This window comes from Halonotius terrestris, assembly GCF_006861665.1.
In the GTDB taxonomy this organism is placed as follows: Archaea; Halobacteriota; Halobacteria; order Halobacteriales; family Haloferacaceae; genus Halonotius; species Halonotius terrestris.
In genome coordinates this window covers 91,294-107,215 of the sequence record NZ_RKLU01000003.1, presented here as the reverse complement: position 1 = coordinate 107,215, position 15,922 = coordinate 91,294, and the positions used below count along the sequence as shown (strand labels likewise).

Annotated in this window: 18 protein-coding genes and 1 pseudogene; 10 read left to right on the top strand and 9 right to left on the bottom strand. The window is 64.5% G+C overall.

Translation table 11 applies throughout. From position 1 onward, the window contains the following. Position 1: 1 nt before the first annotated feature. The 4 genes from EGH24_RS07195 (at position 2) to EGH24_RS07180 (ending at position 3,254) form a co-directional block, all read left to right on the top strand. Complete coding sequence (locus EGH24_RS07195; protein WP_142979495.1) at positions 2 to 673, top strand: precorrin-2 dehydrogenase/sirohydrochlorin ferrochelatase family protein; 672 nt, start codon at positions 2 to 4, stop codon at positions 671 to 673. Next, entirely contained in the window at positions 670 to 2,097 is a 1,428-nt protein-coding gene (gene hemA, locus EGH24_RS07190; RefSeq protein WP_142979494.1) for a glutamyl-tRNA reductase, read from the top strand. Before EGH24_RS07195 ends, hemA begins: the two co-directional genes overlap by 4 nt. Before the next feature lie 27 nt (positions 2,098 to 2,124). After that, positions 2,125 to 2,508 (top strand): LWR-salt protein, encoded by a 384-nt coding sequence (gene lwrS, locus EGH24_RS07185; RefSeq protein ID WP_142979493.1) that lies wholly within the window; start codon positions 2,125 to 2,127, stop codon positions 2,506 to 2,508. Positions 2,509 to 2,567: 59 nt separating this feature from the next. Beyond that, positions 2,568 to 3,254, top strand: coding sequence for an HAD family hydrolase (locus EGH24_RS07180; protein ID WP_142979492.1), 687 nt, complete (start codon positions 2,568 to 2,570; stop codon positions 3,252 to 3,254). Between the two features lie 12 nt (positions 3,255 to 3,266). Here the strand turns inward: EGH24_RS07180 and EGH24_RS07175 are convergent, their stop codons facing one another. From EGH24_RS07175 to EGH24_RS07165, 3 genes are all read right to left on the bottom strand, one after another. Further along, on the bottom strand, positions 3,267 to 5,069 hold the full coding sequence (locus tag EGH24_RS07175) for a methyl-accepting chemotaxis protein (RefSeq protein WP_185903267.1): 1,803 nt from the start codon (positions 5,067 to 5,069) through the stop codon (positions 3,267 to 3,269). 109 nt (positions 5,070 to 5,178) lie between these two features. Then, on the bottom strand, positions 5,179 to 5,940 hold the full coding sequence (locus EGH24_RS07170; protein WP_142979490.1) for a Nif3-like dinuclear metal center hexameric protein: 762 nt from the start codon (positions 5,938 to 5,940) through the stop codon (positions 5,179 to 5,181). 51 nt (positions 5,941 to 5,991) lie between these two features. Further along, positions 5,992 to 6,363 (bottom strand): 30S ribosomal protein S8e, encoded by a 372-nt coding sequence (locus tag EGH24_RS07165; RefSeq protein WP_142979489.1) that lies wholly within the window; start codon positions 6,361 to 6,363, stop codon positions 5,992 to 5,994. A gap of 92 nt (positions 6,364 to 6,455) precedes the next feature. Here EGH24_RS07165 and EGH24_RS07160 point away from each other — a divergent pair, with 92 nt between their 5' ends. Beyond that, entirely contained in the window at positions 6,456 to 6,911 is a 456-nt protein-coding gene (locus tag EGH24_RS07160) for a DUF2240 family protein (RefSeq protein ID WP_185903266.1), read from the top strand. Between the two features lie 24 nt (positions 6,912 to 6,935). Here EGH24_RS07160 and EGH24_RS07155 read toward each other — a convergent pair whose 3' ends face one another. Continuing rightward, positions 6,936 to 7,349, bottom strand: coding sequence for a CBS domain-containing protein (locus EGH24_RS07155; protein ID WP_142979488.1), 414 nt, complete (start codon positions 7,347 to 7,349; stop codon positions 6,936 to 6,938). A 141-nt stretch (positions 7,350 to 7,490) separates the two neighbouring features. On the opposite strand from EGH24_RS07155, the gene EGH24_RS07150 reads away from it, so the two are divergent. Both EGH24_RS07150 and EGH24_RS07145 read left to right on the top strand, forming a co-directional pair. Beyond that, positions 7,491 to 7,961, top strand: coding sequence for a hypothetical protein (locus EGH24_RS07150; RefSeq protein ID WP_142979487.1), 471 nt, complete (start codon positions 7,491 to 7,493; stop codon positions 7,959 to 7,961). A 99-nt stretch (positions 7,962 to 8,060) separates the two neighbouring features. After that, a complete protein-coding gene (locus EGH24_RS07145) occupies positions 8,061 to 8,285 on the top strand; it encodes a hypothetical protein (protein WP_142979486.1) in 225 nt (74 codons plus the stop codon). Between the two features lie 245 nt (positions 8,286 to 8,530). Here the strand turns inward: EGH24_RS07145 and EGH24_RS07140 are convergent, their stop codons facing one another. Next, the gene (locus EGH24_RS07140) at positions 8,531 to 9,190 is read right to left on the bottom strand and encodes an HAD family hydrolase (protein ID WP_142979485.1); all 660 of its coding nucleotides are present in this window, start codon (positions 9,188 to 9,190) and stop codon (positions 8,531 to 8,533) included. Positions 9,191 to 9,280: 90 nt separating this feature from the next. Here EGH24_RS07140 and EGH24_RS07135 point away from each other — a divergent pair, with 90 nt between their 5' ends. After that, a complete protein-coding gene (locus tag EGH24_RS07135; RefSeq protein ID WP_142979484.1) occupies positions 9,281 to 10,561 on the top strand; it encodes a DNA double-strand break repair nuclease NurA in 1,281 nt (426 codons plus the stop codon). On the opposite strand, the gene EGH24_RS07130 is transcribed toward EGH24_RS07135, so the two are convergent. Continuing rightward, positions 10,558 to 10,899, bottom strand: coding sequence for a DUF7113 family protein (locus EGH24_RS07130; RefSeq protein ID WP_142979483.1), 342 nt, complete (start codon positions 10,897 to 10,899; stop codon positions 10,558 to 10,560). The two genes, EGH24_RS07135 and EGH24_RS07130, sit on opposite strands and share 4 nt — an antisense overlap. A 205-nt stretch (positions 10,900 to 11,104) precedes the next feature. Here EGH24_RS07130 and EGH24_RS07125 point away from each other — a divergent pair, with 205 nt between their 5' ends. Further along, entirely contained in the window at positions 11,105 to 12,127 is a 1,023-nt protein-coding gene (locus EGH24_RS07125; RefSeq protein WP_142979482.1) for a PAS domain S-box protein, read from the top strand. 26 nt (positions 12,128 to 12,153) lie between these two features. Here EGH24_RS07125 and EGH24_RS07120 read toward each other — a convergent pair whose 3' ends face one another. The 3 genes from EGH24_RS07120 to EGH24_RS07110 all read right to left on the bottom strand — a co-directional run bounded on the left by EGH24_RS07120 (position 12,154) and on the right by EGH24_RS07110 (position 14,045). Next, positions 12,154 to 13,071, bottom strand: coding sequence for an alpha/beta fold hydrolase (locus EGH24_RS07120; protein ID WP_142979481.1), 918 nt, complete (start codon positions 13,069 to 13,071; stop codon positions 12,154 to 12,156). Between the two features lie 57 nt (positions 13,072 to 13,128). Continuing rightward, positions 13,129 to 13,617 (bottom strand): hypothetical protein, encoded by a 489-nt coding sequence (locus EGH24_RS07115; RefSeq protein ID WP_142979480.1) that lies wholly within the window; start codon positions 13,615 to 13,617, stop codon positions 13,129 to 13,131. Between the two features lie 101 nt (positions 13,618 to 13,718). Continuing rightward, entirely contained in the window at positions 13,719 to 14,045 is a 327-nt protein-coding gene (locus EGH24_RS07110; protein ID WP_142979479.1) for a hypothetical protein, read from the bottom strand. A gap of 116 nt (positions 14,046 to 14,161) precedes the next feature. Between EGH24_RS07110 and ilvD the strand changes: the two are divergent. Next, a pseudogene (gene ilvD / locus EGH24_RS07105) lies at positions 14,162 to 15,907 on the top strand (dihydroxy-acid dehydratase). Positions 15,908 to 15,922 lie beyond the last annotated feature (15 nt).

Below are 15,922 nucleotides of genomic sequence, written 5' to 3'. Positions count from 1 at the left end.
TGTGATCCCGCTGTATCACGACTTCAGCGACGCGACCGTCCTCGTGTTCGGCGGCGGCAGCGTCGGCGCGCGGAAGGCCAAGCGGTTCGCTGCCGAGGCCGAAGTCGTCGTCGTCAGCCCGACGTTTGATGATCGCTTCGATGCCGACGACTTCCCCGCCGTCGATCGGATTCAGGCCGCGCCGAGCATCGAGGACGTACCCGAGTGGTTCGACCGCGTCGAGCCAGCGTTAGTCGTCGCCGCCACCGACGACGGCGACCTCAACGCCGCTGTCGCCGACGTGGCCGCCGAGCGCGACGTACTCGTCAATCAAACCGACCACGCGGGCGACCGAGCGGTCGGCAGCGTCGTTGTTCCTGCAACTGTCGAGGACGACCCCGTGTCGGTGGCGATCTCGACTGGCGGGCAGAGTCCGGCTCTCTCGCGGTACTTACGGCAACAAATAGAAGCGGAGATAGAGAACGCCGGCGCGATGGCGGAGCTGACCGGCCAGCTTCGGGAGGATCTGAAGGCCTCCCAACCCCCTGCCGAACGCCGCGAGGCGATCCGTGAAGTCGTCCGCTCGCCGTCGGTTTGGAAGGCTTTACATAGCGGAATCGCCAAAGCCGAACACGAGGCAACACGCGTAATGGCACAGGACGACCACGGGGACGACGGGAGTGATGCCGAATGATGGGTAGCGGCGTCATCACGGGGGTCAGCGTGGCCCATGATCGGGCGACTGTCGAGGAGATCGAAGCCGCCAGTGTCGCCGATACGCGCGAGCGCATCGCCGACCTGCTGGCGACGCCCGGCGTTTCGGAGGCCTTTGCGATCCAGACCTGCAACCGCAGCGAAGCCTACGTCGTCACCGACCGCGCCGAACAGGGCCGTGAGGCCCTCAGCTCGGTCGCCGCCCCGGTCCGCTCCGGCGCGGTCGCAACGATGGACCACGAGGCGAGCCTGCGGCACCTGATGCGGCTGGCCGCCGGGCTCGAATCGCTCGTCCTCGGCGAGGATCAGATCATCGGCCAACTCAAAGACGCCATCGAGACCGCCCGCAGTGCTGANGNNNTCGGCCCGANGCTNGACGACGCGCTGNTGAAGGCCATCCACGTCGGCGAGCGCGCCCGCACGGAGACGGCGATCAACGAGGGCGTCGTCTCGCTNGGCTCGGCNGCNGTCNNGCTNGCTGNCCGNGAANNNGACCTCGACGGCGCGACCGCGCTCGTCATCGGGGCCGGCGAGATGGGAACCATCGCCGCCGAATCGCTGGCTGATACCGGCGTCGATCGCGTGCTGATCGCCAACCGGACGATCCCACACGCGACGCATATCGCCGAAACTCTGGATGTCCCGGCCAGTGGGATCGGCCTCCCGGCTGCGGGTTCGGCCGCCAACGACGCATCGGTGGTCATCTCGGCGACCGGCAGTCCCGACCCCGTGCTCGACGCCGCCGATCTCGCCGACGCCGGCGAGACGGTCTGTATCGATCTGGCTCAGCCGCGGGATATTGATCCTGCAGCGGCCGACCACGCGACCACCGAGGTCTACGATATCGACGCACTCGAAGCGATCACCGACGAGACCCACGCCCGCCGTGAGGACGCCGCCGCCGAAGTCGAGGCGATGATCGACGAGGAGTTCGACCGCCTGCTCGCGCTGTTCAAACGCAAGCGCGCCGACGAGGCGATCAGCACGATGTACGAGAGTGCCGAACGGCTCAAACAGCGAGAGGTCCGGACGGCCCTCGCCAAACTCGACTCCCACGGCGATGTCACCGACGAACAGCGAGAGATCATCGAGTCGATGGCTGAGTCGCTGATCGGCCAACTGCTGTCGGCACCGACGAAGAGCCTGCGGGAGGCCGCGGCCGACGACGACTGGACGACGATCCAAACCGCGATGCAGCTGTTCAACCCCGAGTTCGACGAGATGCCAGAAGGGATGACTCCCGAAAGCGAGGCGGCTGCTGCCGCTGACGACACCGACGCTGAAGCGGCACCGACTCCGTCGGCGTCGATGCCGTCATCGATTCCTGACTCGCTTGAGGACCTCCCCGAAGGTGCCGAAGAGGACATCCCCCAACACGTCCTCGAACAGCTTTCCGACGACTGAGGCTGTCCCGCTTTCGTTTTCCTTGGCATGAACGCCAGCTACGTGTTTCGGGTGACGTTCCGCCTCGATCCGAGCGACGCCCACGTCGATCCCGATACCTTCGAGACGGTGCTCCGAATCCCAGCCGAACCGCCGGGTGCGGACGGCTGGCTGTTCTTTCAACAGCACCTCTGGCGCGGCGATGTCGCCGACGCCGAGCACATGCGCCGCGTCGCTGCCGACCGCCTCGCTGTTGACGTTGTCTCGATCTCCTTCAGCGAGCTGGCGACCGACGAGGCGTACCTCACCGCGCTCAAGACGACGATCGAGGCTGATCTCGCGCGGTTCAACGCCGACTCCGTCGATGAAGTGCTCCACCAACACTTCGGGAGTTCGATCCACGTTCGGGACGACGGGTTCGACACCGAATAGGTCCATCCGTTTGGCACACCATAACACACAAATAGCCCGCCGTTGTAGCTTCCTGCTCGATGGTCACCGACGAGTATGACTTCTGGCTGTTCGATCTCGACGGTACCCTGATCGACGCGGAGTGGGATTACATCCGCCGCGTGTTCGACGAAGCCGGCCAGCGGCTCGGCTATCGGTTTAGTGACCATGAGGCCGAACTGATCTGGCACGGCCTCGGCGGCGCGCGCAACAGCCTCCTGCAGGAGATGGGCCTCGATCCCGAGGCGTTCTGGGACGCGTTCCACGAGATCGAGACGCCCGACGAGCGGGCCGCCGCGAGCCGGCTCCACGACGACGCGGCCGTCCTGCTCGCCACGCTCGACCAGCAGTCGGTGCCGGTCGGCCTCGTTACTCACTGCCAGTCGTTTCTCACCGGGCCGGTGCTTGCGGAACTCGGCCTCGCCGATCGGTTCGACACCGTCGTCTGCTGTGACGAGGGAATCGGCTGGAAGCCCGATCCGACGCCGGTTCGGCAGGCAATGCGCGATCTCGGCGTCGATGAGAGCCACCGGGGCGTCCTCGCTGGCGACGCGGCTGTCGATATCGGCGCGGCGTGGAACGCTGGCCTCGACGGCGTACACGTCGAACGCCACGGTCACGCCCGCCGCGGGCGGTGTGTCCGCGGCGATTACCGGGTCCAGTCGCTGACGGAGTTGTTGCCGGCGACGGCTGCTGATGGCGGTATCGACCGCGAAAAAGAAGTCTAATCCGATCGGTGCTTACTGATCGGCGGTTCCGAACTGGAAGCCGCCGGTCTCCTCCTCGTCTTCGTCTTTCGTCCATGAGTCGCCACCGTCGGCGGCGACTGAACTCGACGAGCCGCTCGCGCCGGCCGTGAGATCGCTCGACGCCGAGGGGCCGGACTGGCTTCCGGCCGATGTCTGGCTGGTGGTGTTTGTGTTGGTCGTTCTGCTCGTGGTACTCGACGCTGCCGACGCGCCCGATCCGGTTTCGAAGTCGGTCAGCGTCTGGCGGAGTTCGGCGGCTTTCGACCGCAGCTCAGAGGCCGAGGCGTCGACCGAGCGCACGGTCTGTCGCTGATCGACCGTGGTGTCGTTGACGGCTTCGGCGGCCTCGCTCGTCGTGTCGCTGACGGCCGCGAGATCGTCCAGCATCTCGACGACGGCGTTGGCGGCGTCGGCCTGCTGTTCGGTCGTCTCGTTGATCTCGGTCATGCTGCCGTCGATCTCCTCGACGTAGTCGATCACGTCGTCGAGTTGGTCGATCGCGCCCTCGACGGTTTCGACGCCCTGACTGATGCGGACGCTGGTCTCGTCCATCCCGGCGACGGCCTCGCCGGTCTTTGCCTGGACGCTCTGGATCTTGCCGTCGATCTCGGCGGCGGCCTCCTTCGTCTCCTCGGCGAGTGATTTGACCTCTTCGGCGACGACCGCGAAGCCCGAACCCTCCTCGCCGGCGCGGGCGGCCTCGATCGACGCATTCAGGGCGAGCAGGTTCGTCTGCTCGGCGATCTCGCTGATCACGTCGGCGATCTCGCCGATCTCGTCCATCTCCTCGTCGAGGGCTTCGAGTTCGGCCATCGTCTCGTCGGTCGTCGCCTCGACGGCGTCCATCTGCTCGATGGCGTCCGCGGCGGCGGCCTCGCCCTCGGTGCCGGCCTCGGTCGCCTGCTCGGTCGTTTCGGCGACCGTATCGACGGTTGCGGCGACTTCCTCTGCACCTGAGGAGAGACTGTCCATCTCGTCGCTGATCTCGCCGAGCGTCGCGGCCTGCTCGTCCGTGCCGTCGGAAATCTCGCCGACAGCGTCGGCAACGCGGTCGGTCGCGGCGTCGAGTTGGTCGGTGCGGGAATCGACGCCCGCTGCGGCCTGTTCGATCCCTTCGGCGGTCGTCGCCGCGCCGTCGAGGCAACGCTCGACGGCGTCCAGCGTCTCGTTGATATCGCGGCCGATCTGGCGGAGGGCGTCGTTGTCGGCGGGCGGATCGACCCGCTGTGTGAGGTCACCGTCGGCTACCGCTCGGAGCACGCGTCGGTAGGCGTCGGCCGTCCGGCCCGCTGCCTCGGTCCGATTATCGAGATCGGCTTGGGCCGTTTCGGCGGTCGTCTGCGCGTCCGCGATGGCGTCCTGCTGTTCGGCCAGTGTTTCCCGGAGGACGACGAGGCGGTCGGCCAGTCGGCCGAGTTCATCGTCGCGGTCGCTCTCGATCTTTACGTCGAACTCACCGTCTGCAAGTCGGTCGGTCGTCTCGGCGAGGTCGGCGAGGTCGTCACTGAGAGTATCGGTATCCCGAGTGAGCGCGACAGCGAGGGCCGACAGGCCGCCGCCTAACAACAGGAGGCCGACGACGAGGCCGCCCGGCCCGAGCACGCCGGCGACCGCGCCGAAGGCGGCCGCAAGCTGGGCGTAGACAGGGAGGCTCGACCCGAGCGCGGTCGTAAACCGTACATACACGAGGAGGCCCGATCCGAGCGCGAGCGACACCACGCCGGCGACACCCAGCGCGATGCTCGTCTCGTCGTGGGCGGCGAGACGGTCGCGGAGCGGTACGTCTGTGGACATATACCGAACCCTTGGAAAACCAAGGGTATAAAATCCCATGGCTCACCGTGCCTGCCGGCGACTCAGCGGGACGTGGATCGACGCCCCGACGGACCCGTTCTCGCTCGGCTCAGAGGCCGGTCGGATGGCTGTGATAGCTCGTCGACAGCCCCCACTCCTCGGCGAGGGCTTGGAGCCGCTGGACACCGCCGGTCTCGGTCGCGTAGTGGCCGGCCAGTACGACGTTGACGCCGGCCTCCCGTGCGCGGTGGTAGACCTGCTGTTTCCCCTCGCCGGTGATGAGCGTGTCCGCGCCGACCTCGCGGGCCTCGTCGAGCCAGTCGGTGCCGCTGCCGGTGACGATAGCAACCTGTTCGATGTCTTCGGGCCCGAAATCGAGCACCTGTACATCGTCGTCTTCGAGTTCGGCTTCGAGCGTCGCGGTCATTTCGTTCCGCGTCAGCGACGCCGGTGCGGTGCCTTGCTGGCCGACGGCCTCCGGGCCCATCGTGCCGAACGGTTCGGTGTCGTCGAGCCCGAGGCAGTCGGCGAGGGCGGCCGCGTTGCCGAGCGTCTGGTGGCCGTCGAGCGGGAGATGGGTGACGTAGAGTGCGATGTCGTTGTCGACGAGGGCAGCGATGCGGTCGTAGTGGCGGTCGGTGACGCGCTCGATCCCGCCCCACGAGAGGCCGTGGTGAGTGACAAGCACGTCCGCGCCCGCGTCGGCAGCCGCCGAAATCGTCGCCGTGGCTGCGTCGACAGCGAATGCCGCGTGATCGAGGGGTTTCTCGTCGGGGCCGACCTGGAGCCCGTTCGCGCTGGCATCGATGTCGCTGTAGGCGTCGGTATCGAGGCGGTCGTCGAGGCGGCTGACGAACTCGGCGAGTTCCATACCGAGTGCTCGGCGGCAGTCGGCTTGTAAGCGACGAAAAGAGCGAACCGATTACTCGATAGCGACGGCGTTGACCTGACCGATCTGGCCGGGTCGGGAGGTGACGCGGGCCTTCCCTTCGCTCGTTTCGATAATCGCACCCTTCGTGATGATGTTTCGGCGGGCGTAGTTGACGTTCGCCGGGTTCTCGACGACGTCCTCGATTTCGACTTCCGTCGTCTCGCCGCCGTCGGAGAGTTGGGCGATGTTGGTTGAGAGCGCGCGGAGTTTGTCCTCACTGCCGCGGGCGTCGATGACCTGGAAGCGGGGGTCGTCAACGGTGGTTTCGGCTGGCTCGCGGCCGAGCTGGTGCCGTTTCTTCTTGCTGGCGTGTTTGAGTCGTCCGCCGGTGCGTTTCCGCGCCGAGCGTCCCTGATCTTTCATACCGAACGAAACTGCCAGCAGCTACTTGAATCGCTCGAAACCCGGCGGCGCAGTCGCAAGCGTTAGGTTTCCCCTCGTGGTTCCGTTCGGGTATGAGTCTGGAGGTCGCCGTCGCCGTCCCCTTCCGCCAGCGCGGCACCGACCGCTTGGGTGAAGGCGAGTTCGTTGTCGCGCTCTCTCTCGACCGGGAGTGGTTCTCGCCGGATCAGGCCAAACGGCTGGTCGACGTGGCGATCGGTCGCGGCCTCCTTGCCAACGAGGACGGCGATCTCGTGGCGACGTTCGACACCGATTCGGTCGACGTGCCGTCGGGCTACACGCCGGACACCGAGATCCTCCGCGAGCAGTCGACCTTCGAGCAGCTGTTGGACGCGATGGTCGATGCCGGAATGGCGAAACAGGAGGCCGTCGCCGCCGCCAACGAAACACAGCGAACGCTGGGGATCACGCTTGAGGCGGCGGCCGTTCTCGTCGCTACCCGCGAAGGAATCGATGTCAGTGCCGCCGCCAACGCGGTTCGGGCCGAACTCACGGACCAAGCGGAGTAAGCGATCGGTTCACTGCCGCGATGGCTACTCGTCGTCGCCGACGGTGGTTATCTCGGTATCCGAGTCGGCGACGGCCGCGGCGAGATCCGTTTTCGTAAGAATGCCCACGGCATCGCCGTCGGCGTCGGTGACCGGCAGGTGGCTGTAGTTCTGCATTCGTTCAGCCGCGTCTGTTAGCGTTGTCTCCGGCGAGATGGTCTTGACGGGCGTGGTCATATACTCGTCGACGGTCGCGTCGGCGGGCACCTCGCCATCGGCCAGCACTTCCAGTGCGTCCGTCGAGGTGAAGATCCCGTCGGGCTGACAGCCCTCGCCGACGATCACGAGCGATTTGATGTCCGCCTCGCCCATCGCGCGGGCGGCCTCGTCGATCGGCGTGTCGGCAGCCAACGTCAACATTGGCGTCGTCATCACGTCGGTGACGGATGGGGTGCTCATATCGAGTAATTCGACCCGACCAGTATAGTGTTTCGTGCAGTGGCGAGGTTGGCGAGACGGGTCGCCGCGACATTGACGACGGGATTGCGATGACGCCGCCGAACACGAACCGATTTGGGCCTGGCTCACTCGCTATCGGGTATGGTACAGGATCGGCTCCGCGACGGGAAACGGATCGCCCAACTGCTGGCCAGCGAACTCACCGGCGACCACGCCACCCTCGCCCATGTCGTCGTCGCCGACGCCGACCCGGACGTCGAGCCGACCGACGACGGCGCGGTCGCCTACCGCGTCGTCCACGTTGCTGACGACGACGCGCTCGCAACCGACGATCGCGGCCGGCCGACACTCGCGGCCGACCCGGCGAGCGAGGCCGATGCCGAAACAACTGAAATCGCTACCGTCTACGTCCAACCCGCCCGCGCTCGCGTCGAATTTGCCGTCGCGCCGGATCGAGCCGCCGAGGCCGCTGGCGACACCGAGCTCCGCGTGCGGCCGAAGGCCGTCGAACCGCCCCGGACGCTCGTTTTCATCGAGAGCGGCGTCGACGCGAAACGTGTCCTGCCGGTCTTCGAGGCTGTCTTCGAGGAGCTATCGGCGGACGGCGCGTAACCCCCGGCGGCTGTGCATGCCTCGACCCCAACCGGGGAACATACAAACCCAAGGCTTCGCATCGTTCTTCAGTAGATCCGACCACGGACTGTTTGAGCCATGACACGATACATTCGTACTGCGGACGACGGGCGCATCACTGCTATTCAGGAGGACCAGCCGGATGCCGACGACTGGATCGAGATCACCGAGTTGTCGTATCTCAGTGATGCGGCTCCCGACAACCACGAGGCGATCCGGTACTACAAACCGGAAGCCGAGGAACCGGCCGATGGGTGGGGGATCGAATCCGAAACGCTGGGGAAGGTCTTCGTTGAGGAATAGCCACACGACTCTCTTTTGCCGCGAGCCACGACGCGCTGCTCCGGAGCGTTGAAACCGCCCGGAAGTGGATTATGGCAACACCGGCGCAGGCCGATGTGGGTCCCCCCTCGGGCGAGCAGGACGACCACCCGAACAATGCCGAACCGCCCGTATAAAATCCGCCGTCGCCGACACGAATTGCCAGTGTTGTCTGTCGTGGTTCGGACAATACTGTCGCCGCACGCGGTACCGAAAACGACGCGGAACTACAGCGAGGCGAGCAGCCCCGGCAGGTCGGCGGCGAGTCGATCCCGCTCGATGTAGGCGTCGGCGCGGGGGTCCTTCTGTGGTCCGCCGTCGAACAGCACTTGGACAGTGTAGATGCCCGCATCGTCGGCCCCCAGAATATCCTCATCCGGCGTGTCGCCGATGAAAACCGTCTCTTCGGGGTCCGTGCCGAGTTCCGACAGCAGCGCGTCGAAGGCCGGTGCCTCGGGTTTTCCGGCGGCGAGTTCGCCGGTCACGAGTGTCGTATCGAACAGCGGCTCCCAGCCGAGGTAGTCGATCTTCGATCGTTGGGCGAGCACCGGGCCGTTGGTCAGCAGGCCGACGCGGTAGTCGTTCCGTAGGTCGCGCAGGAGCGTTTCGGCATCGGGGATCGGCACGAGGGCGTTGGTGACGGCCTCCCGGTAGGCAGTCGCCAACTGTTCGGGGTCGGTGTCGGTCGTATCATCAGCGAGGAGTTCGGCGAAAATCGGGGTTCGGCTCTCGGTCGTGAGGTGGTTCCGGTGGGCCTGAATATACTCGCTGCGGGAGATCGGCGGCGCGTCGGCTTGGTCGACCGCTTCGGCCAGCAGGGTTTCCCGGTCGCGGTTGGGGACGGCGAGCGTGTCATCGAGGTCGAAAGCGACCCCGCGTATCGACATAGACGACTCTTCTGGCTCCATCCGTATGAGAGTAGCGACAGCCGTTGCCCGACCACGGTATTTTTGCACGTCGCCCGCGGCGGTAGGCGTATGACGCTCGATCCGATCCACGTCGATGCCATCGCCCGGCTTGCGGGGTCGGTCGCGGACTCGGTCGACGACAGCGACCACGACGACTTCGCCGAGACCGTCTGGACCGAGTGGCTCGACCCGCTCACCGACGGCCGGGGGCGCACCGTGGTCGAACCGCTCGGCGAGCAGCAGCGCGCCCGTGTCGATATCGACGATATCGCGCTTGCGGAGCGACCGTTTCCGACCGTCCACGGCATTGACTCGGGGACGATCAACCCCACCTCCTTCAAAAACGGGGTCGTCCTCGACCTCGCCCACGCCGCGATGGCGGTCGATCCCTCCGAACTCTCGGTTCACCGCGCGCGGACCATCGTGGCGACGGTCCACACGAATGACCGAACCGCGTCGCTGGAATCCGACTGGGTATCAATGGACGGCGGCCACAGTCAGCGGCGTCTGATCCGTGCGCCACAGGTAAATCGATATGCGGAGGCGGTCGTTCACGCGTTATCACTATATCTCGCAGAGGGGCACCACGCCAGAAAACATGCACATACGGTTGAGGATTTTCTATTGCTAGATGGTCCGCTCTATCCGAAAGAGATTCTCACATGGAGGGATCGAAACCCCGAACTCGACGCGCTGACATACGAGGCCCGCCCGAAGAGCGTCCTCGAAAACTACGTCCGCCTTGTCGAGCGCTTCGTTGAGGAGAAAACACCAATTGCGGGCTTCGTCAAGAACCCCTCCGCTCGTGTAATTACCGACGCGCTCACCGAGAATGATACCGGGTTCGATGCGCCGTGGCCCAATGATACTACTTTCTTCACCCGACTTCTTGAACAGCAGGCCGACGAGGCTCAACCGGATGTCGAACCCGAACCGGGCGAGAACCGCCGGACCGACGAACTCACTGTCACCTCGTGGTTTATTTCTCGCGGCGGGCCGGACGGCGCGATGGCCGCCGACGGCGACGCCCTCGGCGTCGAGCGGAAACTCGATCCCGAGTGCTACGAGGTGACCTTCTTCGTGCTCTACGATCCCCGAACCGACCTCTGTTACAAAGTTGAATCCCCTTATGCAGTCACCCGTGATCCGGAGATGCGCCAGCGACTCCAAACGCAAATCCTCTCAGAGGTCGCCGCCGAACGCGGGCCACCGACGGCGGTGAATAAAGCCGACGAACTCGCCAAAATCAGTGCCTCCGAAAAGGCGGCTATCCGTCGAAAATTCGAGAGCATCCTCCACAGCGAACAACAGTCAACGCACGATAAGCGTCGCTGGGGTGAAGAGTATTAGTCGGCCGTCGGCTCGGCGGATTCGACTTCCACATCGACGGTGTCGCTGTCGACGCCGATGCGGACGAACTGCGTGACCACGTGTTCCTTGGCCGCTTCGATAGCCTGCTCTTTGGTCTCGAAGCCGCGCGGCATCGGTGACTCGAAGGCAATACGGATCTCCTCGCCATCGACCTCGATCGGCGAGCCCCCGCTTTCGACGGCGTAGAAGGAGTCACAGATCCAGACGTAGGGTGCATCCGCGTCCGGCGTGCCCTTGTAGCTCGGCGGCTCCTCGCCGCGCTCGAAGACCGTGCCCGTTAGATCGGTCCCCCCGCCGTGCCCACGAACGAGTAACATGGCTTCACCTACGGGCTCAACCGTGAAAAGCGGGCCGTCGTTCCGTGTTCGACAGAAGCTATCACGGTGTGTTGCTTCGGTCCACTCGTTACGGCCCCTCCTGAGTGCTTCTCAGCGCACGGTCGCTGGCAAATATTTAATTACTCAGCCCTCAGTCGTGATAGACGCACGAAGTCAGACCTCTTGACCGTATCACAGGACTCAGATGACGGAATCCCAATTCGACTTTGACGACGAGGCCGCTCATTTCTACAGCAGCTTAGAGGTGGGGATCACGATTTACGACGCTGAGACGGGCGATATCCGCTACGCCAATGCGTACGCCGAAGAGCTGTACGGCTATCAAAAGGAGCAACTCAATAGAGTCAATGTCGGCGATCTGAGCCCGGATTCCATCTCCGAATCGGACTTCCGCAAACGGATACGGGCTGCCGCGGACGGCCAACCCCAAGAGTTCGAATGGCGGATCAAACGGCCATCGGGGGAAATCATTTGGTTAGAGATGCGCCTGTCGCAACTCTCCGTTGACAACCAATCCCACGTCATTGCCGTCATCCGCGATATCAGCGATTACAAAATGGAGGTTCGGCATCTCCACCTACTGAACCGTATCATCAGCCACAATTTCCGGAACGAACTCCAAGTCGTCCAGAGCTCGTTCAATCATATCCACGGCGAAAAGAACAACAAAATCCTGAACCGAATGCGGCGGGCTATCGCTGAGTTGGTCGACCTCACCAGCTGGGTGAACGCACTCACCTCACTTAACAGGGATAAACAACCGAAGAAAGTCAACGTCTGTGAGCTGCTCACCAACCGAATCGAGAAATATCGGACCGAATACCCCGACATCAACTGGGAGATCAACTGCGAGAACGTGTACATAGAGGCGAACCAGCCGTTGCAAAAAGCGTTTGACGAGCTTATCGAGAACGCAATACGGCACAACTCCCACGAGGACTTGGATATCACTGTCTCTGCAAGCGAAAACATCGCCGACCAACAGATAGACATCCAGATCATGGATACCGGACAGCCGATCCCGGACATGGAAATTCAGCCCCTTTTGGGCGGATACGACCCCGATCCACTCGAACACGCGAAAAACATCGGGCTGTGGGAAGTGCAAACGATTATCAACAGCCATCAAGGGAAACTCACGCTCAAGGAAAACAATCCGGAGCGAAAAATAATAGAAATCACCTTGCCGTTGGCAGATCCGAAATAACGACCTCTTCGATATATCTCGTTCTCCTATTCCTGTTCGACAGTCGCGTCGAGATGCGCCAGCAACTCGTCGGCCGTCGCGGCTGGCTTCTCGTGGAGCACCCAGTGTGTCGCCGACGGGAACGTCACCAGTTGCCCATCATCGCAGTAGTCCAGACTCTCGTCGGCCATTTTGGCCTCTAAGAACTCGTCTTCCTGCCCCCACATCACGAGCGTTGGTACTGACACCTGTTGTCGGGCGGGCCGCGGGCGATACCGCACCATCGCTCGATACCAGTTGATCATCGCGGTCAACGCGCCCGGCTGCGTCCATGCCTCGCGGTAGTGCTCTATGTCCGTCGCCGAGAACGTTCCGGGCCGGCTGCTGTCTTCAAGGCCGCGCTGGAGCACCCGACAGTTGTTTGCCTTCGAAATCGCCTCCGGCAGCATCGGAACCTGGAATGCGAGCATGTACCAGCTTTTGAATCGCTGGGACCAACTGTTCCGGAGCGTCTGCTCCATCACAGTCGGATGCGGGACGTTGACCGTGGTCAGCGAATCGAGGCGGTCGGGGTGGCTGAGCGCGAGCCACCAGCCGACGGCCGCCCCCCAGTCGTGACCCGCCACCGCCGCCGTTTCGCGGTCGGCGGCGTCGATGAGCCCGACCACGTCAGCGGCCAACTCCTCGATGTGGTAGCTGGCGACGCCGTCGGGTTTGTCGCTACGGTTGTAGCCGCGCTGGTCGGGCACGATGACGCGGTAGCCGGCCTCGGCTAGCGGTTCGATCTGTCGGTGCCAGCCGTACCAGAACTCGGGAAAGCCATGCAGCAAAACCACGAGCGGGCCGTCTTCGGGGCCAGCCTGTCGCGTGTGCAGCCTGATTCCGTTCGTGTCGACGACGACGGACTCACCCGGGAGCCCGTCGGCTGTGGCGTCGGAATCGACTGCCGATGGAGAACCGTCCATACGGGACCAACGGGCCGGAGCGCGTAATATCTGCTGCCGACCGACGAAGAAACCGAGTTAGTCAGCCGACGGCGTCAGCAACTCTTCGGCGTCGAGCTTCTGCTTTTCGTAGAAGCCACGGCCCTTCAGTCGCGGGACGTTGTGGGTGTGCAGCGTGTCGCTTGTGAGATCGTAGACCAGCGGGAAAACGTTCGAGCGGCGGTCGGCGACGGTGAAATCCTCGGTCGCAAACTCGATCACGTCGTCGGTCGGGTTTTCGAGAGCGAAGACGATGTAGCCGAAGCGGTTTTCGACACTCGTCTCGGTCGACGGCGAGGCGGAGGTCACGAGCGTCCGGAAGGATTCGGCAGTCGTCTCCAGCGTTTCGACATCGAGCGACGGGTCGTCGTTGACAGTCACAAAGACCTTCGTCCGGCCGATGGTCGGATCGTCGTCCTGCTTGTACCAGACCGGAGTGAAGGGATTGGCTTCCTCCGGCGGCACCGGCTCGTAGTCCTGAGCGAGCACCTGCGTTTCGACGTGCTCGCGGTAGTCCTGCGTGTCCATGCTACGTTCTCTTCCGGTCGTTGTATATGTTATTCGGTCTCCGGTCCAGTTGCAGAATTTGCAGCCGTCGGCGACACCCCCTGTCGCCACGTCGTTCCGGCTCAGGCCGCTGCGCGCATCGACCACACCGCGAGCAGCCCGAGGATCACCGCCGGGATCAGCGGCAACACCAGAAACGTCGCAAAAAAGGGCAGGCCAGCCGCGGCGGGGACGGCCGGCTTGAGGTAGATCAGGCCCGGAATCACCAGAAAGCAGACGATGACGCCGCCGACGAGTAGCCATCCCTGCCGGCCGAACCCGTCGCTGTCGTCGGTCCCATCATCGTCGGCTCCCTCGTCGTCGGTACCGTCGCGCTCGACGCTATCGGGCTCGTGGACGTAGCCGTCGGCATCGTCCGCGCTGTCGCCCTCGTCGCGCTCGGAACTCACTGTGGGCTGTTCCCGCTGGGGTGGCAAAGCCCTCACGGTTCGCGGGATTGGCCTCGCCACCGACGGCCGACAGCGCAGCCGAGCAGTTTTAAGCCATCCGGTGGCAACAGAGGGCTATGAGCCAACAGCAGCCCCGAAAGCAGTCGGGGAAAGATCCGGATCTGCGGAGCAACGAAGTCACCGAAGGTGTCGATCAGGCACCCTCNCGNGCGATGTTCCGCGCGATGGGGTNCGACGACGAGGACCTCGCGAGCCCGATGGTCGGCATCGCGAACCCCGCGGCCGACATCACGCCGTGTAACGTCCACCTCGACGACGTTGCCGACGCGGCCATCGACGGTGTCGACGCGAACGGCGGGATGCCGATCGAGTTCGGCACCGTTACCATCTCGGACGCCATCTCGATGGGGACGGAGGGGATGAAGGCGTCGCTCGTCTCCCGGGAGGTCATCGCCGACTCCGTCGAACTCGTCGCGTTCGGCGAGCGGATGGACGCGCTGGTGACGGTCGCCGGCTGCGACAAGAACCTCCCCGGGATGATGATGGCCGCCATCCGCACGGACCTCCCNNNCGTNTTCCTCTACGGNGGNTCNATNATGCCCGGCGAGCACGACGGCCGTGAGATCACGATCCAGAACGTCTTCGAGGGGGTCGGCGCGGTCGCCNNNGGCGANATGNNNGANGANGAACTCGNNGAGNTNGANCNCNACGCGTGTCCCGGCGCGGGCTCCTGTGGCGGGATGTTCACCGCCAACACGATGGCGTCCATCTCTGAGGCGCTCGGGCTNGCNCCGCTCGGNTCNGCGNNCNCGCCCGCCGANNACGAGGNNCGCTACGAGATCGCCGAGCGCGCCGGCGAGGTCGCAGTCGACGCCATCGAAAACGACCGCCGACCCTCCAACATCCTCACCAAGGAGAGCTTCGAGAACGCCATCGCCCTCCAGGTCGCCACCGGCGGCTCGACGAACGCGGTGCTGCACATCCTGGCGATGGCTGCAGAGGCTGGCATCGACCTCGACATCACGGAGTTCGACGAGATTTCCCGCCGGACACCCAAAATCGCCAACCTTCAGCCCGGCGGCACTCGCGTCATGAACGACCTCTTCGAGGTCGGCGGCGTACCGGTCGTCCTCCGTCGACTGCTGGAAGGCGGCTACCTCCACGGCGACGCGATGACCGTCACCGGCCGCACCATCGCTGAGGAGATCGAACACCTCGAAAACGAGGGCCGCATCCCCGACGACGATGAGATCGAGGCCGACTACCTCTACACCGTCGACGATCCCTACTCCGAGGAGGGCGCGATCAAGATCCTGACGGGCAATCTCGCCCCCGACGGCGGCGTCCTCAAAGTCACCGGCGACGACAAGTTCCACCACGAAGGCCCTGCCCGCATCTTCGAAAACGAGGAGGACGCGATGGCCTACGTGCAGGAGGGCCACATCGAGAGCGGCGACGTGATCGTCATCCGCAACGAAGGCCCCAGCGGCGGCCCCGGTATGCGGGAGATGCTCGGCGTCACCGCCGCCGTCGTCGGCGCGGGCCACGAAGACGACGTGGCACTGCTGACCGACGGCCGATTCTCGGGAGCCACGCGCGGCCCGATGATCGGCCATGTCGCGCCCGAAGCCGCCGACGGCGGCCCGATCGCGCTGCTCGAAGAGGGCGACACCGTCACGGTCGACATTCCCGAACGAGAGCTATCGGTCGACCTCTCCGACGAGGAGCTGGCATCGCGGCGTGAGGCGTGGGAGCCACGCGAGCCGAACTACACCAGCGGCGTCCTCGGGAAGTACGCCCGCGACTTCGGCTCGGCCGCGAAAGGTGCGGTGACGAACCCCGGACTCGTCGACAACGACTGAGAAGGGTTGTCAGTC

Coding starts and splice junctions, on each gene's coding strand:
- lwrS (WP_142979493.1), top strand. CDS start 2,125: ATGAACGCCAGCTACGTGTTTCGGGTGACGTTCCGCCTCGATCCGAGC.
- EGH24_RS07130 (WP_142979483.1), bottom strand. CDS start 10,899: ATGTTACTCGTTCGTGGGCACGGCGGGGGGACCGATCTAACGGGCACG.
- EGH24_RS07175 (WP_185903267.1), bottom strand. CDS start 5,069: ATGTCCACAGACGTACCGCTCCGCGACCGTCTCGCCGCCCACGACGAG.
- EGH24_RS07170 (WP_142979490.1), bottom strand. CDS start 5,940: ATGGAACTCGCCGAGTTCGTCAGCCGCCTCGACGACCGCCTCGATACC.
- EGH24_RS07180 (WP_142979492.1), top strand. CDS start 2,568: ATGGTCACCGACGAGTATGACTTCTGGCTGTTCGATCTCGACGGTACC.
- EGH24_RS07120 (WP_142979481.1), bottom strand. CDS start 13,071: ATGGACGGTTCTCCATCGGCAGTCGATTCCGACGCCACAGCCGACGGG.
- EGH24_RS07165 (WP_142979489.1), bottom strand. CDS start 6,363: ATGAAAGATCAGGGACGCTCGGCGCGGAAACGCACCGGCGGACGACTC.
- EGH24_RS07140 (WP_142979485.1), bottom strand. CDS start 9,190: ATGTCGATACGCGGGGTCGCTTTCGACCTCGATGACACGCTCGCCGTC.
- EGH24_RS07115 (WP_142979480.1), bottom strand. CDS start 13,617: ATGGACACGCAGGACTACCGCGAGCACGTCGAAACGCAGGTGCTCGCT.
- EGH24_RS07150 (WP_142979487.1), top strand. CDS start 7,491: ATGGTACAGGATCGGCTCCGCGACGGGAAACGGATCGCCCAACTGCTG.
- EGH24_RS07160 (WP_185903266.1), top strand. CDS start 6,456: ATGAGTCTGGAGGTCGCCGTCGCCGTCCCCTTCCGCCAGCGCGGCACC.
- EGH24_RS07125 (WP_142979482.1), top strand. CDS start 11,105: ATGACGGAATCCCAATTCGACTTTGACGACGAGGCCGCTCATTTCTAC.
- EGH24_RS07135 (WP_142979484.1), top strand. CDS start 9,281: ATGACGCTCGATCCGATCCACGTCGATGCCATCGCCCGGCTTGCGGGG.
- EGH24_RS07155 (WP_142979488.1), bottom strand. CDS start 7,349: ATGAGCACCCCATCCGTCACCGACGTGATGACGACGCCAATGTTGACG.
- EGH24_RS07145 (WP_142979486.1), top strand. CDS start 8,061: ATGACACGATACATTCGTACTGCGGACGACGGGCGCATCACTGCTATT.